The following is a 22785-nucleotide window of genomic DNA, read 5'->3' as shown; positions in this document are numbered from 1 at the left end:
GCAGCCCCCGGGAAAGCCCTCCCGGGCCCGCCGGTGGCGAAGTATCCCGACAAGCCGCGGCCGGTGAAGGAGCTGGTCATCGCGGCGGGCCGGAAGGCGGCCAGGCCGGTGCAGTGGCGGCAGGGCTCCCGGCCCGGCACCGGCCGCTCGGGCCGCAGGCGGATGTACTCCCGCTTCGTGGCGCTGCGCATCCGGCCCGCCGGACGCGAGGTCCGCCGGCACGTCGACGGCCCGGAACTGCCCGCGTGCTGGCTACTGGCCGAATGGCCCGCCGACGAGAGCGAGCCGGTGCAATACCGGCTGTCCGACCTGCCCCCGGGACCGCTGGCCACACTGGTGCGGCTGGTCAAACTCTGCTGGCGCATCGAGCACGACTACCGGGAGATGAAACAGGCCCTGGGACTGGCCCACTTCGAAGGCCGCACCTTCAACGGATGGCACCACCACGTCACCCTCGTCTCCGTCGCCCACGCCTTCTGCACCCTGCAACGACTGGCCCGGGCCTCAAGAGACGCGGCGCCGGCCTGAGCCTCTACCAGGTCGTCCGCGAGCTACAGACACTCCTCGCCCTCTGGACCGGTGCCTGCCCCACCTGCCACCGCGACATACCCACACCAATACGCACCTGACCAAGCCCTACTAGGGCCTGTGTGACGTCGTGATCAATCTTGCCGATCCTGATACCTCTGGAAGGCGGATCCGGTAGGAAGATGACCGTGACGCGCAGGCAACTCACCGACGGGCAGTGGAAGTTGATCGAGCCGTTCCTGCCGATAGGCGAGTACGGCCCGTACCCCGAGCGGCTGCGGGAGCAGTTCGAGGGGGTGATCTGGCGGTTCCGCACCAGTAGTCAGTGGCGTGAGATGCCGGGTGAGTTCGGCCCGTGGCCGACGGTCTACGGCCGCTTCCGCATCTGGAGGGACGCCGGCGTCTTCACCACACTGCTGGACGGCGTGATCGCCGAGGCCGCCCGCCAGGGCCAGGCGGACTTGTCCCTGGTCAGCGCGGACTCCACCACCGCCCGCGCCCACCACGACGCCGCCGGGATGTGCATCGGCAAGGAGGTCATGGACGCCCTCGAGGAAGCCGCCGCCGACCAGGAACGGGCCCGGCAAAAGGGGGCGGCCCGCCAGAACAGAACGGACAGGCCGCAGTTCACGACCCCGAGCGGGAAGAGCGGCGGCGCATCAGGCGGCGGCGCAAGCTCCGCTTGAAGCAAGCCCTGCTCGGCAGGTCCCGTGGCGGGCTGACGAGCAAGGTTCATCTCGCCGCGGACCGCAAGTGCCGTCCGTTGTCGTTCGTCCTGACTGCAGGACAGGCCGCCGACAGCCCGCAGTTCGTCCCCGTGCTGCAGAAGGTGCGGGTCCCTCTGCCGGTCGGCCGTCCCCGGACCCGGCCTGACGCTGTCGCCGCGGACAAGGCCTACTCATCCCGCGCCAACCGCTCTTACCTGCGCAGACGCAACATCAAGGCAGTCATCCCGGAGAAGAAGGACCAGGCCGCCAACCGGAAGAAGAAGGGCAGTCGCGGCGGCCGGCCCACACGCCACGACGCCGATCTCTACAAGGAACGCAACACCGTCGAGCGACTGATCAACAAGCTGAAGGCCTGGCGGGGCATCGCGACTCGATACGACAAAACACCCGAGAGCTACCTCGCCGGCCTCCACCTCCGCGCCTCCATGATCTGGATCAACGACCTGCTGAAGGCGACTGATTGATCACGACGTCACACAGGCCCTAGTCCCAAGTCCGTGAAGCAATGGGCCGGGTGGGGTTGTCCAGAGGGCCGTGAGCTGTGGTTTCGCCGGATATGAGGAGTGGAGCCCCGGTAGAACTGGCAGTCGACCAGGACACGCCGTTCACAAAGACCGGAGGCTCCGCTGTCCGAACAGTCTGCCATCACACGTGTCGTCACGGTGGCTGGAGGCCGGTTCGCGCCGGGCCACATCGGTGAACTCACCCAACTCGTGCCCTTCGAGATGGTCGACGAGGCATTGAAGGCCACCGGCAGGGTCCAGGTGCGGCTGCGGGATCTGCCGTCTCGCATCACGGCCTTGGGGCTAGTCTGCGGCGATGCGGCATGGACGAACTCACCGGACCGCGGCGCTGGCCGCCGCACTGATCCTGCTGACGTCGGCGGGTGGCTGCGACGGGTCCTCGCAGGAGGATCGCTCGGCGACAAAGGGCAAGGCTCGTCCCTCCGGTGCTCCGGATTTCGACGGGGACGGCTACGAGGATGCCGCAGTGGTGGTGACCGGCAGCGCCGCTGCCGGCCTGGACTGGGGCTACGGGCCTGTCGTTGTCTTTCGCGGTGGTCCCGACGGCCTGCGTCCCACGGACAAGCCTCTGATCGCGGGCAGCGGCCGCAGGGCAAACGGCTTCCTCGAAGAAGGGTTCAGCTCCGACCTGACCGCGGACCTGAACAGCGACGGCTTCTCCGACCTGATTCTGCACCAGCAGGTACCGGTCCCCAACACCCAGGACAACCAGGAGCAGGGCAGCCGTACGGTCGTCTTCCACGGCGGCAAGGACGGCCTGTCCACCATACCCGTCAGATTGCATGTTCCCGGCGACGATCCCAAGCATCCCTTCACGGCCGTGGAGGCCGCGGACTTCGACGGTGACGGTCATTCGGATCTGTATGGTGGCGAAAGACTCCTCATGGGGCCGTTCGACGCCGATGGCAAGCCGAAAGTCTCCCGCCGTCTGTCCGGTGGGGCGCTCTCCACGGCCGCGGACTTCGACCGGGACGGCCGGAGGGACCTCCTCGTCCACCACGACTACGACGAGGAAGACGAGGGCGAGAGGGCCTCCAGGCGTTCCTTGCGCTACTTCCGTGGCACACCGGGCCAAGGGCTGGAAGAAGACGGCGAGGTGAGCCGGCGCTTGAGCGAGATGGTCGGCGCCATCGGCAGCGAGGTCCACGCGGGCATCGACCTTGACGGTGACGGCTATCCCGACCTGCTTCCGCCCGGCCGGAGCGCTGGACACGAGCGCGAATATGTGCGCGGCGGGCCGGACGGTTTCCGCCCCGGCACCGCTCGGCTGAATATCGACATCGGATCCCCCACCATCGGCACCCACGTGCTGACCGGCCATGTCACCTCGGCGTCCGACCGCAACACCGTCTCCACCGTCGAGTACGGCTCGGCCGACCAGCGGGGCCACCTCCAGCTGGCGCGCCTGACCAGCAGGGGCTCTGCCGTCACGATGACCGGCCTGCAGATCATCGACAGGGACACCGAGGGCATCTCCGGTGACGTCTTCGAATCCGACATCGGCAGACGTGACCGCTTCGCCGAGGACCTGCGTGTCCTTGATGCCGACGGTGACGGTCACGACGACGTCCTGGCCGTCGAGCCCTTCAGCGGACCCGACGGTCGCTACGGCGGATTCTGGTTCCTGTCCGGCACTTCGGACGGTCTGCGCACCCGCGGCGTCCACAGGTACACAATGCCCGAACTCGGCCTGTGACCTCCGCCTCCTCCAGGAAGGGGAGGTAACCAGGGCCAGTACCATGGCCTGCCGAGACCTGGGCACCCGTCACGCGGGTACCAGTCGGCGAAGTCCTCGTCGTGCCACAGACCGTCGAGGCGGTCTCTCACCCATATCGCCGTCCTGCCGCCCGGGTTGCCCGCCCGCGTGACTTGCGCAGTCAGAGGCGGGACCTGCTCACCGGAACGTGGGCGGAGGGACAACGGGCACCTCGACAGCTGCATCGGTCATCAGAACTACCCGAGCATGCCCGTTGACCATGCTGCCGCACCGCGAAACTCCAAGATCCCCGACAGGGTCAAGCTTAGTAAGTTCCACAGGCGCGGCCACTCTGGTTCCACTCCCCCAACACAGGCCTTCCCGAGCAACTCTCGCCCTGTCACGCCTGTGCGGTTCGTGGGGCCCGTGCAGCCTTGGCAGCGGTGAATTGTCAACGGATAGTGATCACTTGCGCGCTCGGTCTGCAGCGGAGGCCTCGTTTAGATCGCTTCGCCACCTCACCCGCCCGGCGCGGCGGTTCAAATGGCCACAGTGGCGCCAGGTCCTGAAGCATTGTTGTCCTGCAAGCCCTGGTGGACCAGGGCTTCAAAGACGAAGTCATCATCCACGGCGCCCTGCTGGACATCACCATCGAGGTCGTCCGCCGCAACCCGGCCGACCAGGGCAAGGGCTTCGTCCCACAGCCGAAACGGTAGGTGGTCGAGCAGGTCAACGGCACCCTGATGCTGCACCGGCGCCTCACCCGCGAGTACAACCACCGGCCCGACAACTCCGCCTCACGCGTCTACTGGACTCCACCGCGAACATGACCCGCTGCCTCACCACACCCGCCCCACATGGCGCGACACCCTCCGGGCGGCCGCGTGAACATCACCGCGATCCTGACCGACCTCCAGGCCCGCCACTACGAAGCCGCTGCCCGGACTGATGAACTCCGCGGCCAGGTAGAGGACTTGACCAACATGCTCGCCGCGACCGAAGCGCGTCTCGCGGACCTGGCCACCACCCGAAAGGTCATCGCCGAACTCGCGCCGACCGGCGACAGAGGCAAGCTTGATCCGCCCGAGCAGCCACTGCCTACCAGGCCAGCGTGAACGTCTTCAACCAGCACCCCGACCAGGCGTTCCGGTTCTGTCGGTCCAAGCGGAAGACACTTTCTGCGTGCAGGCCATCGGTTCTCGTCCCAAGCTCCATGTCTCTGCTGATGGTTCAGGGGTGTCGGGCACGCCGGGGCACGTTTGCTGGCGGATCTCGCCGAGCGGCCGCACCAAGAGATGGCGTGGAGTTCCAAAGGGATGGCCTGGATAGGTCAATTGCGGTGGCTATTCTCACCTTGTTGCCCGGCAGGGGCATTCGCCAGACTGCCGGACACCGGCCCGGGTGAGAACCTGAGGCTGGAGGACCGGGCGCAAGCCGGTCGGGGACTCGGTGAGGAAGCGGTGGGGGACATACTGATCGAGACGGTGTTCCGAAGTGAGGACGTGCCTGCGGCGGACCGGTTCGAGTACTGGCGTGAGCTGGTAAGCCGGACATCCCGCCCGATGGATCTCAGCAGCGAGAACGCGGCCGACTTCTGGGCGCACCAGCGGCTGATCGGGCTCGGTGCGGTGTCGGTGTGGCCGGCGGAATGCCAGCCGGTGGTCTATCGACGGACACCAAAGCTGGTCAGGCAGTCCGATCCCGAGTCCTACCATCTCACTCTTGTCCTGCAGGGGAGCGGGGGCGCCTCCTGGGGCAAGCAGGAAGCGGCCTACCACGCGTACGACTTCCATGCCAACGACTCCTCACGACCGTCCGAGATGTGGACCGGTCAGGCGCTGAGCAGGATCGTGGGCATCGAAGTTCCCAAGGCGCATCTGCCACTGCCAAGGCGCCGGGCCGAACAGGCGATCGGACGACGGATGTCGGGGCTGGAAGGGATCGGCGCCCTGCTTGCGCAGTTCCTCACCCAGATAACCGACAACACCAACCAGTACGCGCCCTCCGACGCGCCCCGGCTGGGGACGGTCCTGGTCGATCTGGTCGCCGCACTGTTCGCCCACACCCTCGGCACCGAAGATTCCCTACCGCCCGATACCCACCAGCGGAATCTGGCCTTACGCATCCAGGCATTCATCCAACAGAACCTGCATGAGCCGCACTTGACCCCCCGTGCGATCGCTGCCGCGAACGGCATCTCCCTCAGCTACCTGCACCGGCTCTTCCAGGGCGAGGACGAAACCGTCTCCGCCTACCTGCGCCGCAAGCGCCTGGAACGCGCGCGCCAGGACCTGGCCAACCCCGCCATGCGCGCCGTCCCCATCCACGCCATCGCCGCCCGCTGGGGCTTCACCCACCCCGCCGCCTTCAGCCGTGCCTTCCGCACCGCCCACGGCATGACACCCACCACCTACCGCCACCAAGCCCTGCACCTCCCGGTGTAGACGCAGCGTCAAGGAAACGTGGACGCTCCGCCAACGACAGCCGGACGGCGCCCCGGCATTCTGGTGCACAGCCGGCAGGCCCGGCCACGGCCCGCCCAACGAGCGCCGCTGTGCGGGTACAGCGTGAGGCTGCCGCCCGGCACCGCCGTGCGGCGCAACGAGGGGAGAAAAACACGATGCGGCGCATCGGAAAAGGTCTTGAAGTCGCGAGTTGTAACGAATGGGGTGGGGTAGTGACGAGGTTCACGAGAGGTGCGGTCGTGTTGGGGGCAGCAGGAGCGCTGATGGCGGGTTTTTCGACATCCGCGTACGCCGCGGAGAGCACGCCTTTCCGGGTGTCCTACGGCAACAGTGTCGCGACAGGAGAGTTGACCTGGCTCAATCGTTCGGTCAACTTCAACGGAAACAATCACGTAGCCAGCGGCTGCCGGCACGTTGACCTCACTGCTTGGGCTCCGGATGGCTCGATCGTGAGTGGTTCGTCAAGCACGCTGTGTGTGGGAATGGAAGCCGACGGTACCCGCCCATTCGCTGGCACCCTCGACTTCTCCGATGTAAGAGGCGGCCCCGAGAGAGTTCTCGTGCATTACGCGGTGTCCGAGGATGGCGGCTTTAGCTGGCAGACCAAGGACAGCGTTACGTGCTACCGAACATCCGGTTGCAGCTGACCTACTGATGTCTGCGAGGTGCTGTCGGGGTGACGTGTGCTGATCCCAGCGGTAGGCCGGTGGTATGCGGTACGCGCAGGGTGGCGGGCTGACCGCGGAGCGGCAGCGGATCCGGTGCGAGGCCGGCGAGCAGTTCGCGTGCGGGAGGAAACCGCGGTGATCGCGAAGGATCTGCGGGTCAGTGAGCGGTCGGTGGAACGCTGGCGGCGTGCCTGGTGGGAGGGCGGGATCAACACCCTCGCCTCCACCGGGCCGCCGAACTGTCCAAGCTGTCCGACGGCCAGTTCGCCGAGCTGGAGAAGGAGTTGGCGCTCGGGCCGGGCCGAGCACGGCTGGGAGGATCAGCGGTGGACCCTGACCCGGATCAGAGCGCTGATCGCCTGGAAGGTCGGCATCGACAGCTCGATGGCGGCGGTGTGGCGATTGCTGCACGGGCACGGCCTGTCCTGACAATGCCCCGCCCGCCGGGCGGTGGAGCGTGACGAGCACGCGGGCGAGTTGTGGAAGTAGGACGTCTGGCCGCGGGTGGCATGACTGCGGCGGCACTGAAAGCCTACGTTGTGTTGAGGACGAGGGCGGGGTTCTCGATGACCCCGCCGCGTTTCTTCACAGCTTCTGAAACTGAACTTCGGGCCGGGATCGACTATCGGGCGAGGCCTCCAACTGCTCGCGGAGACCCGGGTCGGTGAGGCACCGCAGCTTCAGGAGTGGCTGGGGCGGCGTTCTGCGGGCTCTGGCACAAGGTCCGTGCGCCGGTTACGGAGTGTCAGGTCAATAGGAGAAGCGGTACTTGAACGCCCGCCTCACATGATTCGCGGCCACACGCACAAACCAGCCAGACCACACAGGAAGATCAAACCTGCGGGTCCGGGCACTGTGATCCGCCCTTGCGGCGAATCCCAGCCCCCTGCCCTGCTCCGCAGGGATTTCGTTTCCTCCCCCGGCTGAAGCCGGAGGTATCCGCGAAAGAATTCCGATGAAGTCAGCGGGCTGAGGACCGTCCCGGCGGATAGAAGGCCGCCGGGACAGCCCGGAGGAGGAGCGGTTCGTCTACGAAAGGGTCCACGCCCGCAGCGAAATAGCGGGCGGCGAAAGACGTCTCCCAGCAGATCCGCAAACTGAAGGAACTCCGGGCGGCAGACGCCGAGGACCTTCGCCAACTACGGGAGGGCAACGAAGCCCGCGTCGGAGCGCTTCACCAGGCGATGACGGAGAACCGAGGCTCGACGCTGCTGGGGCTGCCCGATCCGAAGGCGCCCGTGCCGACTGCCCCAAGGCTGCCGGACCATCCGGCCTACCAGCAGATCATGACGGTGTTCGCAGCGGCGGGCGCGGCGGGTGTGCGAGGCGATGGGCATGGAGATCGCGGCCCACAACATCAACAACACCCGCCTGTAGCTCAAGCGGGGGACTGAGCGCGCCCTCCTGGTCGAGACCGGGCAGGGCTTGTGCACCCGGCGCGGCCGTAGCCGCGCGGCTACGGCCGCGCCGGCCTGCTTGCTCCTGCCGAAAGGGTGGAACAGGCAAAGGGCGGAACAGGCATCAGCTCATGTCCGGCCTTCTCAGGCTTGCAGCTGGGCGAAGAGCGTCGCCAGGTCGATGAGGCCCCAGTGGTCGGTGAGCTTCCCGTCGGCCACCTTGAACATGCGCAGCTCCAGCACCTTGATCGGTCGGCCGGTGGCGGGAGTGCCGTTGAAGGGCCCGGTGTTCGTGCCGGTGAGGATGAAGCTGATCGCGAACCAGTCGTCCTCGGCGACGACCCGGACCGGCTCGGCGGCGAAGTCGGGGACCGCGTCGAGGAACGACGCCAGCACCGCGCGGTTCTCCTCGAGGCCGGTGGTGGTGCCGTCGGCGGCGTGGTTGCGGAAGTCCGGCGCGTACAGGGCGAACAGGGCGTCGAGGTCACGCAGGTTGACGCGCCTGACGTACTCATCGGCCAGCTGGTGCACGTCGGCGGTCGACGTTCGGGTCTCGACGTTCGAGGAAGACATGTGCTTCTCCAATATGGATGGACGGAGCGGCTCGCCCCGGTGACGGACAGGGGAACGGGCCGAACAGGCGGGTTGGACGAGCAGGATCTGGCGATGGCGCCGGGCAACGGCTGCTGCTTCTCGCGGAGGCGAAGCGCCCGGCCGGGGGCTGTCAGGCGGTGAGGGTGGGGTAGTCGGTGTAGCCGGCCTCACCGCCGCCGTAGACGGTCTCGGGATCGGGGGTGTTCAGGAGTGCGCCGGTGCGTACGCGCTCGACGAGGTCGGGGTTGGCGAGGGCCATCGTGCCGACGGTGACGATGTCGGCGATGCCGTCTTCGATGTCCTTGGCGCGGGTGGCGATGTCGGTGCCGGCCCGGTTGAGGACCAGGGTGGTCGGCCACAGCTTGCGGAGGGTGTGCAGGAGTTCGTCGTCGCCTGCGTGGTTTCCGATGTGCAGGTAGGCGAGGTCGAGCGGCGCGAGGGCGCGCACGAGTGCCGGGTACAGGTCGTGGGTGTCGCTCTCCGCGATGTCGTTGAACGGGTTGCCGGGAGAGATCCGGATGCCGGTGCGGCCGGCGCCGATCTCGTCCGCCACGGCGGTGGCGACCTCGACGGCGAAGCGGATGCGGTTGTCGACGGAGCCGCCGTACTGGTCGGTGCGCTGGTTGGTGTTGGTGGCGAAGAACTGGTGCAGGAGGTAGCCGTTGGCGCCGTGGATCTCGACGCCGTCGGCGCCGGCCGCGATGGCGGCCGCGGCGGCGCGCCGGAAGTCCTCGACCGTCGCGGCGACTTCCTCGGTGGACAGTTCGCGCGGTACCGGGAACTGCTGGAGCCCGGACGCGGTGAACGCCTCGCCCGCCGGCTGGACCGGGGAGGGGGCGACCGGCTGCCGGTGGTGGGGGGTGTTGTCGGGGTGGGACATCCGTCCGGCGTGCATGAGCTGGATGACGACGCGTCCGTCGGCCTTGTGTACGGCGTCGGTGACCTTGCGCCAGCCGGCGATGTGCTCCTCGGAGTAGATGCCCGGGGTGAGCAGGTAGCCCTGGCCGTCGGCGTTGGGCTGGGTGCCCTCGGTGATGATGAGGGCGTGCGAGGCGCGCTGGGCGTAGTACTCGGCGTTCAGCTCGGTCGGCACGCCGTTGGGGGTGGACCGGTTGCGCGTCATGGGGGCCATGGCCAGCCGGTGCGGCAGGGGGATCTCGCCGGCGACGATCGGGTTCCACAGGGCGTTCGACATGGATGTTTCCTCAAATGAAGGGTGAGAGAGGGCTGCGGGGTGGCGGGTTGCCGCGAGTAGCGTGTACGCGGTGAGTGGCCTGATGGGCCCGGGTTCTTCCACCATGGAAGGCGGCTGCGCGGAGAGGCAGTCGGCGGTGCGGACGGGCTTGCCGCGCACATGACCGCCGCCACTGCGGTGCCGGGCCCCGGCTGTTTGGGTGGGCGAGGGGGAGACGGCGAGTGTGCCGGTCCTCCCCCACACCGCAGGACTCATCGGCCTTGTGCGACAGCGACCGCACCGTTGTCACGGAGGGACTCCCGCACCGGAGCCGGAGCGGCGGTCGGCTGCGGTAGCGGTCAGCCGCGGTAGCGCGCGGCCGGGACCCGCAGCGACAGGTTCGGGACGAGCGTCTGACGTGCCTTCTCGAACGCCTCCCAGTCGCTGATGTCCGGCAGCGACAAGATGGTGACGGGCTCCCCGGCGTCGAGGCCGGCGAGCGCCGCGTCGACGGCGTCGTCCACGTTCATGACGATCTCGTCGGGGAACGTCGCGAGGTCGACACCGGAGCCGTCCCAGAGATCCGTGCGGACGGCGCCCGGCAGGACGGCCTGCACCGTGACGGGGCTCTCGGCGAGTTCCTGCTGCAGGGCCTGGGTGAACGTCAGCACGTAACTCTTGGTGCCGCTGTAGACGGCGCTGACGGGCAGGATGTTGAGAGCCATGGCAGAGGAGATGTTCACGACGGTGCCGCGTCCGCGGGCCGTCAGGCCCGGCAGGACCGCGATGGTCAGCCTGGTCAGCGAGGTCATATTGAGGTTGATCAGGGCCTCGTAGGCCGCCGCGTCGGAACCTGTCAGCGGCGTGAGCAGGGCACCGCCGGCGTTGTTGACCAGCATCTCGATGCTCTCGTCGGTCCGCAGACGCTCCTCGACCACCGAGATCTGCGCCGCATCGGTGAGGTCGGCGGTGACGACGTCCACCGCACGGCCCGTACGGCTGCGGATGTCCGACGCCAGCGTCTCCAGCCGCGCAGCGTTGCGGGCCACCAGGATCAGGTCGTAGCCCCGGTCGGCAAGCCGCTGCGCGTAGGCGGCACCCAGGCCGGCGGACGCTCCGGTGACAACGGCGGTCTTGTTCTGCGTGGTCATGGGGTGGATCTCATTTCTGGGCCGGCGGATGAGCGGATGAGCAGGGCCAGAGTGTCGGCCCCGCTTTAGATTACGATAGCTATCTAAAGCGGTCCGGTCAATGGCCGCGACGCTGCCAGCCGCCGCCCGTGACCGGAGACTGAAGCGGGCCCACAGGCCCCTCGCCTTGCCGCAGCGAGAAAGAGCCGTACGGAAAGAGGGCTCCACAGCCGGCCGCCGACACTTCGCGTATGATAGATGCACTTCACTATCTAACGTGGGCAGGTGACTGATGAGTCGCGTTTCGCAGGCACAAGCGATCGAGAACCGCAGGCGCGCGGTCGCCGCGGCCTCCCAGCTCTTCCGGGAGCGCGGCGTGAACGGCATCAGCGTCGCCGACCTGATGAAGTCCATCGGACTGACCACGGGCGGCTTCTACAAGCAGTTCCCCTCCAAGGAGGCCCTGGTGGCCGAGGCCGCTCAAGCCGCCTTCGGGGACCTTGACCTGCTCCTGGCTTCGTTCGACACGACCCACGGCGACCACGATGTCGCGCGCGGCGCCCTCGTCGACTTCTACCTCTCGGCCGAGCACCGTGACCAACCCGGCACCGGTTGCCCCACCGCGGGATTCGCAGGGGACATGGCCCGCGAGCCCACCGCCGGGGAGGTACGCGAAACCTACGCGGCCGGAGTCGAGGCATTCGCCGCGTGGATGTCCACCGACACCCAAGACGGCCTTCCCATGGTGGCCACCCTGGTCGGCGCACTCCTGCTCGCCCGCGCCACAGCGGGCACCGAACTCTCGGAGAAGATCCTGGAATCGACCCACAAAGCCCTGACCGCACCAGACGGGCCCTGACCCGCAATCCTGGACACCGGCTACGCGGCCGGGGCCCAACGCCACGTAGGCAGGCAATCTCCGGAATCCCAGCAGCACGCGGTGGCGGTAGCCCTCCGGCCGCCCCCACCCCCGCCAGCCATGCCGGAATGGGCAGCAACGGCCGGATGACCTGCCATGTACCCTCCGTCATGTCGCAGGCGTAACACCGCACGCGCTCCGGCCGTCCGCCACGTTGCCGAACCGGTGCGCGAGACAGTCACACGACAGGGACCCCCGTGGTCCACACTGCGCCCGAAGCCACGCCCCCCAGCACTTCCCCGGACCGGACGGCGACGCGACACGCCGGTAGCCGCCTTCGCCGGGCTCCCCGCCGAGGATCCGCGTTTCTGGCAGTGGTCGCTCCCTCGGTCGCGTTCGTGGGCATGGCCGGGATCGCTGCCGCCTCCGTCAGCGGCGGCAGCAGCGGCAAGTCCGCGCAGGCCGTCCCGGACCCCGCTGTCGAACCCGCCACTGCCAACGACGAGTTCGACACCCAGCTCCGCACGCCGAGCCGAGAAGCCGACGACTTCGCCGAGCGCGCGAGCCGTACGCAGGAGCGCGTCGACCTCGACCAGCGGCGACGTGAGGAACAGAGACTCAGGAGGCAGGAGGCGGCGCGCAGGGAAGCGCTGCGCGCCAAGTGCGTACTCCCCGTCGCGCAGAAGGGAGTCGGCGAGCTGTTCGGGGCGGCCGGGTCCATGCGGTCGGGTCGGCGCACCGGCCTCGACTTCCCTGTACCCATGAACACGCCGGTGAAGGCAGCGACCGAGGCACGGTCGTCGCCGAGTGGAATCCGTACTACGGGAACGCCGTCAAGGTGACCGCCCCCGACGGCACACAGACCTGGTACGTCCGCCTCGCCAGTGCCAGGATCCGCTCCGGCTTCGTCCAGGCGGGGACCGTCATCTCCTATGCGGGCAGCACCGGCAACTCGTCGGGACCTCATCTCCACCGGATGGCGGCACACCTGTTCGGTGACGGCTTCCACCACCCGGGGGTGACAGTGGCCCAGCAGGAAAACGCCGTAGCCGCCGCAGTCGACGTACTCCTTGCCGTCGGCGTCGAAGACCCGGGCGCCGTAGGAGGCGATCTCCATCACCCCGCCGGTCAGCGAGGCCAGCCGGGCACGGCCGCGGCCCAGGTGCCGCCGGTAGGCGCCGAGCACATCAGCCGCCTGCGGCGCCGCCTCGCGCACGGTCGGCGCGGTCATGCGGGCACCTCCACCGGCATGGGACGCACGGCGGCGTCGCCCAGGCGCTTGGTCTCGGCGAGATAGAGGATGGAGTGGCGCAGTACCGCGTCCAGCCGCGCGGCGGTCAACGGCGGCGGTCCGCCGGGCAGTTCGCCCAGCGAGGTGGGGAAGGTGGCGGCGTCGGCGAACAGCGCGGTCATGGCGAGCATGTCGTCGAAGCGGCGCAGTGCCCTGGCCGGTAGGCCGCCGGCCAGGAAGACCGGGCGGATCAGCCGGTCGACCATGTCGGCTCCGACGATGCGGGGCATGTCGGTGCTCAGCCCGAGTTCCGCGCAGGTGTCGGCGACCACGTCCAGTACCTGCTCCGCCCGCAGAGCCGCCGGCCCCGCGGTCACCCACACCTCGCCCTCGCGGCGCTCCTCGGCGATCAGTGCCGCGATGGTGCGCGCGACCACGTCCTGCGGTACGAAGTCGATGAGCGAGGTCGCGGGCAGCGGGACCAGCGGCAGCATGCCGCGCAGCAGCATCAGCAGGATTCCGTGCAGGCCCTGGAAGGCGGAGATGTCCCCGGTACGGGAGTCGCCGATGACGATCGACGGCCGGATGATCACCGAGGGCAGGCCGGAGGAGCGTACGACCTCCTCTCCGGCGCGTTTGGAGTCCAGATAGTCCTCCGGCCGGGCGCCGGCCTCCCCGGTGTCCCGGCCCAGCCGTGAGCGGGTCAGATCGTGCCGGGCGACGAACGCGGTGGACACGTGATAAGGGGTGGCCCCGGCGTCGGTGGCGAACTCCACCACGGCGCGAGTGCCGGCCTCGTTCGTCGCGTGGGCGGCCTCCGGCCCGCTGGTGAAGTCGGTGACCGCGGCGCAGTGCACGATGGCATCCACCCTGCGGGCCAGGGCGCGGTACGTCTCGCGGTCCATGCCGAGCCGGGGAGCGGTGAGATCGCCCGGGAACTGGTCGTCGGCCGCCGGGCAGGGGCAGCGGTGAATCAGGGCGGTCACGCGGCAGTGGGCGGGGAGTTCGGCCAGAAGGGCGGTGCCGAGCACGCCCGAGGCTCCGGTGAGCAGGACGGTGGGAGGGGAAGAAGACACGATGGTGCACCTCGGGAGTCGGTCGACAGGGTCGGAGCACGACGGGGCGCCGTGTGAGCGGATGCGGCGTCGAGTCGGACGGCGACGGCGCGCACACCGCGGAACATCAACTGCTCGCGGGAAGCAGGATCGTTCGTCGTGGAAGCCGCAGATGGCGGCAGAAGGCAGAACGGTCAGTGCTGGCGGGTCTGTTCAGGAGGGGATGCGGAGCGGTCCGCCCGTGAAGTACGCGGCCAGCGGCTCCGCCATGCGAGCGCGGGACGGCGGGTGGAAGGCCAGCGCGCGACAGGCCGAGTTCAGGTAGGCGACGTCGCCGGAGGAGACGAAGGCCATGCCTCCCAACGCCTCGACACACAGCTCCAGTACGCGGCTGATCGCGTCCTGGGCGGCATACCTGCAGACCAGGGCGCGGGCGAGCACGTCCTCCCCGATTGGTCCGCCGGCCGCTTCCATGGCCAGCCCTTCGAGCATCAGGGCCACCGACTCCACGGCGGTGACGGCCTGGGCGCGCACCGCGGGCGCCGTCCGTGCATTGGCCAGGGTGCGCTCGACGAGAGACGAGGCGACACCCAGGTAGCTCGCGGTTATCAGGGCCTCGAACCAGACGAATCCGACCGTGTTGATGCGGTCGAGCTCGCCGTCGGCGGTGACGTCGGTGCGGACGAGCAGGTCGGCGGGAACCTCGACGTCGGACAGCACCACCTCGTCGCTCTCCGCCCCCGCGAGTACGGGGCTCTTCCAGAAAGGCCGCCTTTCCAGTCCGGGGGCGTCGGCCGGGACGACCGCGACAGCCAGCCGCGGTGTGCCGTCATCGTCCGGGAGGGCGACGGAGGTGGTGAGCAGGTTCATGGACCAGGCGAGGCTGCACGGCTTCTTCGAGCCTGTCAGCCAGACCTTGTCCCCTTCCGCCCGCGCGCTGATCGCGGGATCGAGGATGCCCTGACCGGTGCGGCCCTCCGCGAATCCGGAGGCCAGGAGCAGGTTGTCCTGGGCGATCGCCGCCAGGAGCAGCCATTCCATGCCGTTGCCGTGCGCGGCGGTCTCCACCAGGGAAGCCGTGGAGAAGTGGTGCATGGTGGTGGCGACCGCCAGTGAGGGCGACCGCGACCCCACAGCACGCTGTACGCGCACCGCGGTCAGCAGGTCGGCTCCCCTACCTCCGTGTTCGGCGGGTACCAGCAGGGCGGGCCCACCGGCCTTGCGGAATTCCTCGATCCCCGGGTTCCCGGGCGTCTCCCATGTCTGCAAGGGGGAGGAGCCCAGAGTCCGGTCAAGACCCGGAATGAGGTCTTCGAGGACTGTGCGTTCGTGTTCCAGGAATGTCATATCCGCGAGTCCTCACGTCGTGTAGATCAAGATCGCAGGATTCTCTGGACGCCGGGGCGATGAAGAGGGGATCTCCTCCGCCGCTGCGACGAACCACACGCTATGCATCCGTGGTGCAGCAGCAGCACAGACGAACGGCAAATAGGTAGCAGGACGTGTATGCCCGGGGTTGCACCTGCCCTGAGGCCTAGTTGAAAGCCCAAGCAAGGGAGCCACAGGACTTGCATCCTCCCCCTCATGAATCGCGTGGGCATCACCCGGCTCCGCCGGCAGCCACATGAACGCTCCGCGCCGCAACACAGGGATGCGATTCCCCGAGGCGTGAACGCCAAGGCATCCTCGCAAGAAGGAGGTGAACCGGTGCAGGGCTCTGGCCTGGTCACGCCAATGCCGGTTACTTAGCGTGTTACCGCAGGTGGCGGGGGTTGGGGAGCGAGTCTGTAAGGGCTCTAGAGATCTTTAACGGCCAGGGTTCTGGGGCTGGTGACGGCTGACGCGGGATTAGTCCGGCCAGGGACTGAGGCCGCCGAAGGGCCGCACCTGGGGCCGCCGCGGCCACACCCCGATCGTGGCGGTGACCGCGGCCGGCACCAAACGCATCTCGCTGGCCGCGCTGATCGCCACCAAGCCCGGCCGCCGACCGCGACTGATCTACCGCACCCTCGTCGACCGCGGACCGCGCCGGCAACGCCGGCCTCGCCGCAAGGGCTTCACCGAGACCGACTACGTGCGGCTGCTGGACGCCGCCCACCAGCAACTCGGCGGCCCGATTGTGCTGGTCTGGGACTTGAACACCCATGTCAGCCGCGCGATGCGACAGCTGGTCGCGAACCGGGACTGGCTCACCGTCCACCAGCTCCCGCCATACGCGCCCGAACTCAACCCGGTCGAGGCGGTGTGGTCCCACCTCAAACGGTCACTGGCGAACCTCGCCAAGCACGGCATCGACCAGCTGAACGCCCTGGTGAAGACCCGCCTCAAACGGATGCAGTACCGCACGAACCTCATCGAGGGCTTCCTCACCAAGACCGGCCTGGACCTCACACCTCCGTAACCTAAGCCATTGAAGATCTCTAGCGGCGTACCTTGAACCTGAGGTGCAGCACCCGGTCGCCCTGGATGACCACGTGGGGATCCTCCAGCAGATGCTGGCCGTGGATGCTGCCGAAGTAGCGTTTGCCCGACCCAAAGACCACCGGCACCACGTCCATGGCCACTTCGTCCACGAGGCCGGCCGCGAGGATCTGGCCGCCCACCTCGCCGGCGCTCACAGCGACGACTCGCTCCCCGGCGAGCTCCTGGGCCTTGTCGATCGCAGCCGTCACGCCGTCGACGAAGTGGAACGACGCCTCGGGGTGCCAGCCCTCGGGCTTGGGTCGATGGGACACCACCACCACGTGGTCGCCGGCGGGCTGGTTGCCTTCCCAGCCGTTCATCAGGTCGAAGAAGTGGCGGCCCATCACGATCGTGCCGATCGACTCCCACATCGGCCGGACGTACTCCGCCGATGCACGTGAGACCTTGAAGCCGCTTCCGACGTTGGAATGGTCGTACTGCTGGTCGCCGCCTTCGGTGATCGCGGTGTTCCCGCTGAAGTACCACTCGTGGAGTGGCCCGACCTCGTCGTTGGCGTCGGCGATGAAGCCGTCCACCGACACCACGTTGTGCATGATCACTGTGCCCACGGGTCCTCCTCGACTCTCTCTGCGTGTGCACCCCCGATCTTGTCGCCCCGGGAGGCGACCGGGCATGTAAAAAATCAATCAGCGGGCATCGGACCTGCGTCCGGCGGGAACCCCTGCTCGGCGGGGAATCGGCGCCGCAGAGCCAGGTACTCCGTCGGGGTGTGGCCGGTGAAGTCTTTGAACTCCCTGCTGAAATGGGCCCGGTCGAAGTAGCCCGCCGCGTGCGCGAGCTCCGACCAGTCGACCGGACGCAGGGCGTCCACGGACAGGATCAGCCGCGCGAAGCGGTAGATCCGCGCCACCCGCTTCGGGGTGACCCCGACATGAGCCTTGAACTGCGCGGCCAGGTGGTTGCCACTCACCCCGGCGCCCGCGGTCAGCGAACCGATCGGGACCGTGCCGTTGGACGTCTCCAAACGCCCGCCTGCGTGCAGGACCAGGTCGAGACCGCGCGACGGCGCCTCGGCAAGCCGCGACAGCAGCTCCGCTTCCAGCACCCGAAGGGTCTCGGTCGCCGACGCGATGTCGCCGACCTGGTTGCGTATCCGATCCACCGACCGTTGCCAGACGGCGTCGACCGGCACCCATCGGTCCCGCAGCTCACTCGCCGGCATGTCGGCGAACGGCGACATCCCCCACGGCTTGAAGTGCACCCCGACGAGCCGCACCCGTGCGGGGTACTCGACGAGGAAACGCCTGGTCCATACGCCCATGAACCACCCATCGGTCAACACAGCCGACGGCACCACAGGGTCGGAGTCCCACAGGCGGACGGGCCCACCCAGGTTGAGGAACAGGTGCGCCGACGGCATCGGCGGGATGTTCATCCGGCGGTGGCGCGGCACCCCGGTCAGGCAGTAGATGTCGTCGACGAACCGGTCGAGGGGCGGACAGGGCACGCGGCCGACGTATTCCACCGGCACAGTGTGGCCGACAACCGTTCCGTGCGCGAGGGAACGTCGCCGGCCCCGCCATCGATCCTCTCCGCGTAACCTCAGCCATTGAAGATCTCTAGCTCTGTGAACTCTGCCCCGATTTGGAAGGCTGTCCGGCGAAAGCCCCACGCGGCAACGGAGTTCCCCACAGACAGGAGATCGACCAAGATCCTTCTGTTGCACGAGGAACTCCGTTGGACGCTCAGCGTCGCACCCTGCCCGCAACAACCAGGCAGCATGACCGGATACGACGACGGACCGGCCATAAGCGGTATCTGTCGGCTTCGAGGTGACGGGCCAGGGCGCCGGAGTCGGTGCTGTCCCGAGCTGTCCTCCCGGCGGTGGTGGAAGGGACGGCCGCGTCAGCGCCGCTGGAAGGCGCGGTTCAGGACGTCGTGGGTGACCGCCAGCCCGAGCCGGTGCCCGTGCTCGGAGGCGAAGCGGTAATGCACGCCGGCCCAGATTCGCGCCTCCAGGAGTTCGGCTGTCGCCGCCTGAAGGCTGTCGTAGTGGCGGGTCGTGCCGGAGGCGGGGCTGTACGCGGCGAACGTGAGGTCGTCACGGCCGAAGAACGACCCCAGGGCCGTCATGACCGCCGTGGTGAAGCAGGCGTGGCCCGACGGGTACTCCGGCGACGGGGCGGTGACCCGCAGCGGCGTCCAGTCCGGGTCGGGATCGGTGGCCGCGTTGCCGTCGGTGCCGGCGAGCGGAATGGCCGTCACCGGGCGCCAGAAGTTCCAGTGCGCCTTGGCCTTGTAGCAGGCGACCAGGGTGTCGGCGGAGGCCACGTACACCATGGCGAGCAGCCGGGCCGTCCGGAGGCTGCTGAGGCGGTGCGCGCCGGCGAGTTGCCGGGTGATCGACCATTCGACCATCCGGGGGTCGTCCCACCAGATCGCCGCCTCGGTCTGGTCCTCGGTGCGGACAGTGCTGGTGGCCGCACCGAGGCTCTTGACCTCGTTCAGGTCGCGGGCCCAGGCGGCGCCGGTCAGGGCCGGCGGGGGCTTGACCCGGTAGGCGCCGGCGTCGGGGACGACGAACGGCTTCAGGTTCGGCACCCAGGCGCCGACGTTGACGTAGCCGGGCGGGGTGAGCCGGTATTCGCCCGGCTCGGTGCCGACGGTCCAGGGCGCGGTGGGGTCGAAGCCGTCGTCACGGCGGCTCTCGGTCATCGCCGCGGCGGCGGCCTTGCCGACGGCCACCCCGCCGTCCTCGGCGCGGCCGTCGGGGATCGCGGCCAGCGCCTCGTCGTACCGGGCGTTCAGCGACTCGGCCTGCCCGGGGAAGAGCCACAGCAGCGTGTCGTGGGCGGCCGCGGCCACCGCCGCGGCGGTGGAGTCCCCGGGGCGGCTGCGGGGCGCGCTGACCAGGGACTCGTACGGACGGCCGGCGACGGCGTTGACCGCGTCGTACACGGCGCCCTGCACGATGGCGAAGCTGCGGGTGCTGGTGGTGGGCGACTGCTTGGCGGTGTCGTAGATGGCGGTCTGGGCGTGGATGTTCCAGGCGATGACGGGATTGCCCGGGGCGGCCTCCACGCCGCTGTGCGCCTCGGCGGTGGTGGCCGTCAGTGGGACGGTCAGGGCGAGTACGGTGAGGGCCGCGATACGGCGTAACCCTCTGAATGTTCCGGCGAGCGGACGTTGTGTCACGAGACCCCCATGGGCTTGTAGGTGACAGATTGTCCGAGCCTATAGGCGGGGGTCAGTTTTGCCGATACATCGACAATCATCGACAATCCGACGGGGGTTCACACCCGGATGCCCGTCGCCTCGGCGACGAATACGCGGGCTCCGGCCGGGAGCACTCGGCCGAAGCGCCTTCCGGGCGGGCCGGTCGCGTCCGGCCTGCAGCCCTTACAGACTCGCTCCCCAACCCCCGCCGCCTGCGGTAACACGCCAAGTAACCGGCATTGCTGGTCACGCCGGCTTTTCCGCCATCGCCTTGAGCCGCATCAAGGTGAGATCGATGTTTCGCCGATTGCGCGCGTCACGGTCGACGACACCGGTGACCGCCACGGAGAGCAGGCACATCGCCCTACTGCGCAGATCGCGCGTGCTCTCGGTGACCCGGCTTCCGCGTTCGGTGGGAACGATGTCGTAGCGCCATGCGGACACCGGCCTGCCGAACGACTTCACCTCGAAGGCGAGCGTCCGGAACGGCTCGGCGTGCAGCACGGTGGTCGTCGTACGCCATCGCCACAGACCGTTGCGGTTCCACCCGTGGAACGGGCCGGGAGCGCAACGCGACGGTGCTGCTGTTCGATGCCCGAGGACGGCTGTTGTACGGCACGAAGTCCGGGACCCGGGTGGACCAGACCCGGAGTGGAAGGCCGTCCTGGACAAAGCCCTGGCGGGCGAGAGCAGCGTGCCGCTGGACTACGCGTTCAACATCAGCGCACGGCCGCTGTTCGTGGCGGAGCCGGTCCTCCAGCACGGAGTGGCGGTCGGAGCGGTGGCCACCATCACCCCCACCGGGTCCCTGCGTTCCCAGGTGGCGACGGACGCTCTGCTTCTTCTGGTGGTCGGGCTGGCCGGCCTGGTCGCGTCCGCCCTCGTCGGCATCCCTCTGGTTCGATGGTGCCTCGGCCCCGCCCATCAGCTGCAGGCAGCCGTTCGGAAGATCTCCCGGGGCGAGTACTCGGTGCGGGCGCCGTCCGACCGTGGCCCGGTGGAACTGCGCGAACTGGCGGACGCGGTCAACGGGATGACGGACCGCCTGGTGTCGGTCCTGGAGGCACACCGCGGCTTCGTCGCCGACGCCTCGCACCAGATGCGGAACCCGCTGACCGCGCTGCGCGTGCGGGTGGAGGCCCTGGAGACCGTGGTTCCGGCTTCGGGCCGGGAAAGCCTCCAGGTGGCCATCGCGGAAGCGGACCGGCTCAGCCGCATCCTCGACGAACTCCTGACGCTGGCCGACGCATCGGCGGGGCACTCCGGCACCACCACGGTCGAGGTCCGCTCCGTGATGGAGGCCCGCGCCCAGGCATGGAGCGACCAGGCGGTGAGCGCCGACGTCACCATCGCGGTCCACGGCCGACGAGCCGCCGCGAACTGCCTGCCCGGTGCCCTGGACCAGGTCCTGGACGTCCTGCTGGACAACGCCATCAGCTTCTCTCCACCCGGCGGGCGGATCACCCTACGCACCCGCTCCGACGACACGTGGGTCTACGTGGAGGTCCAGGACGAGGGTCCGGGGATGCCGGACACCGTCAAGCACCGGGCGACCGACCGGTTCTGGCAGGGCCGCCAGCCCGCCGGCCGAAAAGGGTCCGGCCTCGGACTCGCCATCGCCACCGCCCTGTTGGCCGCCGGCGACGCCCGGCTGGAGCTTGAGGACGCCCAGCCCCACGGCCTGGTCGCACGCACGGTGCTGCCCAGGCTCGTGCCGACCTCGCTGCTGTCGCGCGGCACCGAGGCCGGACCGGACCCCGACGGCCGCTCGTCCAACAGCCCTCATTTCACCGCCGCTGCCCAGGAGTGCCAGGATTGACCGCGGCACCCGCCGCCAGCAGGTTCTCCAGTTCGGTGGCCGCCGCGTCTGCCCCGCCCGCACCACGCAGCCGGCCCGCCACACGCTCCGCCTCCGGCTTCTTCGCCACTGCCTCGCGCACCGCCTGACGCAGCCGGGCGGCGTTCAGCCGTCCGGCGAGCAGACGCGTCCCGGCACCGGCGAGCTCGACCCGGCGGGCGACCTCCAACTGGTCCCGCCCGAAGGGCACGATGCACACGGGCACCCCAGCCAGCAGTGACTTCTGGGTGATCCCCATGCCGCCGTGACACACCACGGCGGCGGCCTTCCGCAGCACCAGGCTGTGCGGAACGAACCGGAGCAGGTGGGCGTTGGCCGGGGCGCGGAAACTTCCGGGATCGATCGACGCCGTGGTGAGGACGACGTCGTACGGCTCGTCCGCCAGCGCGTCGAGAGCCGTCTGGATGAGCTTGGCGTCGTCCTGGAACACTGTGGAGACGGTCACCAGGACGACCGGCCGCTCGATCTTGGCCAGCCACTCCGGCTCGTCCTCGTCCTGGGCCGGGTCCCAGCTGCTGGGGCCGACCATGCGCACGGACGGCGGGAGTTGGGTACGCGGATACTCCAGCGGCTCCGCGGTGTACGACAGGACCAGCGGCGCCGTCATGTACAGGTCCGGCACATGCTTCACCTTCGGCAGTCCCAGGCTGCGGCGCAGCCGGTTCACCGGCGGGAGGGCGATGTCGAACAGCGGGATGGCGCCCTGCCGCAGCACCTCGTCGCGCAACCGGCCCGGCCACCCGGCCGCGGGCTTCAGCCCCAGCCCGAAGGGCGGCGCGTCCCGGGTGGTCAACGGCAGTAGGAAGGTGGCCAGTTGTGCCCACGGCAGGCCGGAGGCCGCAGCGACGGCTGCCGCGCCCCAGCAGTTGTTGTCCAGGGCTATGGCGTCCGGCCGTACCTCCGCGATGACGGCCTGCATGTCGGTGACCTCGTGCCGCGCCCGGTCGACGTACATCGCCACCGAGCGGCGCAGCGCACCGATGGGAGTGCGGGCCTTCCAGGTGTCGTCTTCACGCTGCTCGATCTCGGGTGCTATGGGGAGCGCTGTGAAGCCCTGTTGCCGCAGCGTCTCCAGCAGCGGCTCCTCGGCGCAGACGACCGCCTCGTGGCCGCGGCGCCGCAGTTCGTGGAGTGTGGGGATCAGCGGGTACAGGTGACCGCTGCCGGGGGCGGTGTAGAAGAGGAAGCGACTCATGGCGGGAGACCTCTCTGGTCGTCTGGTCGTGGTCCGGTGGGCT

The 22785-nt window shown here is 68.9% G+C and carries 17 protein-coding genes and 6 pseudogenes; 13 read left to right on the top strand and 10 right to left on the bottom strand.

Translation table 11 applies throughout. From position 1 onward, the window contains the following. Nucleotides 1–27: 27 nt before the first annotated feature. The 8 genes and pseudogenes from ACTWQR_RS40335 to ACTWQR_RS40300 form a co-directional block, all read left to right on the top strand. Nucleotides 28–528 (top strand): annotated as a pseudogene (locus ACTWQR_RS40335) (IS701 family transposase); the annotation flags it as partial. 188 nt (nt 529–716) lie between these two features. Then, a pseudogene (locus ACTWQR_RS40330) lies at nt 717–1720 on the top strand (IS5 family transposase). Between the two features lie 198 nt (nt 1721–1918). Then, a pseudogene (locus ACTWQR_RS40325) lies at nt 1919–2044 on the top strand (transposase domain-containing protein); the annotation flags it as partial. Nucleotides 2045–2075: 31 nt separating this feature from the next. Next, the gene (locus ACTWQR_RS40320; RefSeq protein WP_443232230.1) at nt 2076–3476 is read left to right on the top strand and encodes an FG-GAP repeat domain-containing protein; all 1401 of its coding nucleotides are present in this window, start codon (nt 2076–2078) and stop codon (nt 3474–3476) included. Between the two features lie 578 nt (nt 3477–4054). Beyond that, nucleotides 4055–4364: pseudogene (locus ACTWQR_RS40315) on the top strand (IS5/IS1182 family transposase); the annotation flags it as partial. After that, entirely contained in the window at nt 4361–4591 is a 231-nt protein-coding gene (locus ACTWQR_RS40310) for a hypothetical protein (protein WP_443232229.1), read from the top strand. The pseudogene ACTWQR_RS40315 and the gene ACTWQR_RS40310, both read left to right, overlap by 4 nt. A gap of 354 nt (nt 4592–4945) precedes the next feature. Further along, nucleotides 4946–5920: a helix-turn-helix domain-containing protein gene (locus ACTWQR_RS40305; RefSeq protein WP_443232237.1), complete on the top strand. Its 975-nt coding sequence runs from the start codon at nt 4946–4948 to the stop codon at nt 5918–5920. Between the two features lie 732 nt (nt 5921–6652). Continuing rightward, nucleotides 6653–7190: pseudogene (locus tag ACTWQR_RS40300) on the top strand (winged helix-turn-helix domain-containing protein); the annotation flags it as partial. 960 nt (nt 7191–8150) lie between these two features. On the opposite strand, the gene ACTWQR_RS40295 reads toward ACTWQR_RS40300, so the two are convergent. The 3 genes from ACTWQR_RS40295 to ACTWQR_RS40285 form a co-directional block, all read right to left on the bottom strand. Beyond that, entirely contained in the window at nt 8151–8579 is a 429-nt protein-coding gene (locus tag ACTWQR_RS40295) for an ester cyclase (RefSeq protein ID WP_443232228.1), read from the bottom strand. A 151-nt stretch (nt 8580–8730) separates the two neighbouring features. Beyond that, nucleotides 8731–9795 carry an alkene reductase gene (locus tag ACTWQR_RS40290; protein WP_443232227.1) on the bottom strand — a complete coding sequence of 355 codons (1065 nt, stop codon included), beginning with the start codon at nt 9793–9795 and terminating at the stop codon, nt 8731–8733. 338 nt (nt 9796–10133) lie between these two features. After that, the gene (locus ACTWQR_RS40285) at nt 10134–10925 is read right to left on the bottom strand and encodes an SDR family NAD(P)-dependent oxidoreductase (protein ID WP_443232226.1); all 792 of its coding nucleotides are present in this window, start codon (nt 10923–10925) and stop codon (nt 10134–10136) included. Between the two features lie 271 nt (nt 10926–11196). Here ACTWQR_RS40285 and ACTWQR_RS40280 point away from each other — a divergent pair, with 271 nt between their 5' ends. The 3 genes from ACTWQR_RS40280 to ACTWQR_RS40270 all read left to right on the top strand — a co-directional run bounded on the left by ACTWQR_RS40280 (nt 11197) and on the right by ACTWQR_RS40270 (nt 13060). After that, a complete protein-coding gene (locus ACTWQR_RS40280) occupies nt 11197–11763 on the top strand; it encodes a TetR/AcrR family transcriptional regulator (RefSeq protein ID WP_443232225.1) in 567 nt (188 codons plus the stop codon). 404 nt (nt 11764–12167) lie between these two features. Next, a complete protein-coding gene (locus tag ACTWQR_RS40275) occupies nt 12168–12605 on the top strand; it encodes a hypothetical protein (RefSeq protein WP_443232224.1) in 438 nt (145 codons plus the stop codon). Further along, the gene (locus ACTWQR_RS40270) at nt 12602–13060 is read left to right on the top strand and encodes a M23 family metallopeptidase (protein WP_443232223.1); all 459 of its coding nucleotides are present in this window, start codon (nt 12602–12604) and stop codon (nt 13058–13060) included. The genes ACTWQR_RS40275 and ACTWQR_RS40270 overlap by 4 nt, the downstream gene beginning before the upstream one ends. Here the strand turns inward: ACTWQR_RS40270 and ACTWQR_RS40265 are convergent. Then, nucleotides 12991–14070 (bottom strand): SDR family oxidoreductase, encoded by a 1080-nt coding sequence (locus ACTWQR_RS40265; protein WP_443232222.1) that lies wholly within the window; start codon nt 14068–14070, stop codon nt 12991–12993. The genes ACTWQR_RS40270 and ACTWQR_RS40265 overlap by 70 nt on opposite strands. 192 nt (nt 14071–14262) lie before the next feature. Then, nucleotides 14263–15396 (bottom strand): acyl-CoA dehydrogenase family protein, encoded by a 1134-nt coding sequence (locus tag ACTWQR_RS40260; protein ID WP_443232221.1) that lies wholly within the window; start codon nt 15394–15396, stop codon nt 14263–14265. Nucleotides 15397–15901: 505 nt separating this feature from the next. Between ACTWQR_RS40260 and ACTWQR_RS40255 the strand changes: the two are divergent. Then, a pseudogene (locus ACTWQR_RS40255) lies at nt 15902–16450 on the top strand (transposase); the annotation flags it as partial. A 19-nt stretch (nt 16451–16469) separates the two neighbouring features. Here ACTWQR_RS40255 and ACTWQR_RS40250 read toward each other — a convergent pair. The 4 genes from ACTWQR_RS40250 to ACTWQR_RS40235 form a co-directional block, all read right to left on the bottom strand. After that, entirely contained in the window at nt 16470–17081 is a 612-nt protein-coding gene (locus tag ACTWQR_RS40250; RefSeq protein ID WP_443232220.1) for a dihydrofolate reductase family protein, read from the bottom strand. Between the two features lie 74 nt (nt 17082–17155). Continuing rightward, nucleotides 17156–17998 (bottom strand): DUF6597 domain-containing transcriptional factor, encoded by an 843-nt coding sequence (locus ACTWQR_RS40245; RefSeq protein ID WP_443232219.1) that lies wholly within the window; start codon nt 17996–17998, stop codon nt 17156–17158. A gap of 380 nt (nt 17999–18378) precedes the next feature. Further along, a complete protein-coding gene (locus tag ACTWQR_RS40240) occupies nt 18379–19668 on the bottom strand; it encodes a vanadium-dependent haloperoxidase (RefSeq protein WP_443232218.1) in 1290 nt (429 codons plus the stop codon). Nucleotides 19669–19935: 267 nt separating this feature from the next. Then, complete coding sequence (locus ACTWQR_RS40235; RefSeq protein ID WP_443232217.1) at nt 19936–20193, bottom strand: hypothetical protein; 258 nt, start codon at nt 20191–20193, stop codon at nt 19936–19938. Nucleotides 20194–20383: 190 nt separating this feature from the next. Between ACTWQR_RS40235 and ACTWQR_RS40230 the strand changes: the two genes are divergently transcribed. Further along, nucleotides 20384–21508, top strand: coding sequence for a sensor histidine kinase (locus ACTWQR_RS40230; protein WP_443232216.1), 1125 nt, complete (start codon nt 20384–20386; stop codon nt 21506–21508). Here ACTWQR_RS40230 and ACTWQR_RS40225 read toward each other — a convergent pair. Continuing rightward, nucleotides 21477–22742, bottom strand: a complete 1266-nt coding sequence (locus ACTWQR_RS40225; protein ID WP_443232215.1) for a glycosyltransferase — start codon at nt 22740–22742, stop codon at nt 21477–21479. The genes ACTWQR_RS40230 and ACTWQR_RS40225 overlap by 32 nt on opposite strands. Nucleotides 22743–22785 lie beyond the last annotated feature (43 nt).

This window comes from Streptomyces sp. 2A115 (genome assembly GCF_052245575.1).
In the GTDB taxonomy this organism is placed as follows: Bacteria; Actinomycetota; Actinomycetes; order Streptomycetales; family Streptomycetaceae; genus Streptomyces.
Note: the sequence above shows the minus strand (reverse complement) of the source record. Positions and strands in the feature narration are given on the sequence as shown.

Bases quoted from the DNA above. Each gene is read 5' to 3' on its own strand.
- ACTWQR_RS40280 (WP_443232225.1), top strand. From the start codon at position 11,197: ATGAGTCGCGTTTCGCAGGCACAAGCGATCGAGAACCGCAGGCGCGCG.
- ACTWQR_RS40275 (WP_443232224.1), top strand. From the start codon at position 12,168: ATGGCCGGGATCGCTGCCGCCTCCGTCAGCGGCGGCAGCAGCGGCAAG.
- ACTWQR_RS40260 (WP_443232221.1), bottom strand. From the start codon at position 15,396: ATGACATTCCTGGAACACGAACGCACAGTCCTCGAAGACCTCATTCCG.
- ACTWQR_RS40225 (WP_443232215.1), bottom strand. From the start codon at position 22,742: ATGAGTCGCTTCCTCTTCTACACCGCCCCCGGCAGCGGTCACCTGTAC.
- ACTWQR_RS40290 (WP_443232227.1), bottom strand. From the start codon at position 9,795: ATGTCGAACGCCCTGTGGAACCCGATCGTCGCCGGCGAGATCCCCCTG.
- ACTWQR_RS40285 (WP_443232226.1), bottom strand. From the start codon at position 10,925: ATGACCACGCAGAACAAGACCGCCGTTGTCACCGGAGCGTCCGCCGGC.
- ACTWQR_RS40295 (WP_443232228.1), bottom strand. From the start codon at position 8,579: ATGTCTTCCTCGAACGTCGAGACCCGAACGTCGACCGCCGACGTGCAC.
- ACTWQR_RS40320 (WP_443232230.1), top strand. From the start codon at position 2,076: ATGCGGCATGGACGAACTCACCGGACCGCGGCGCTGGCCGCCGCACTG.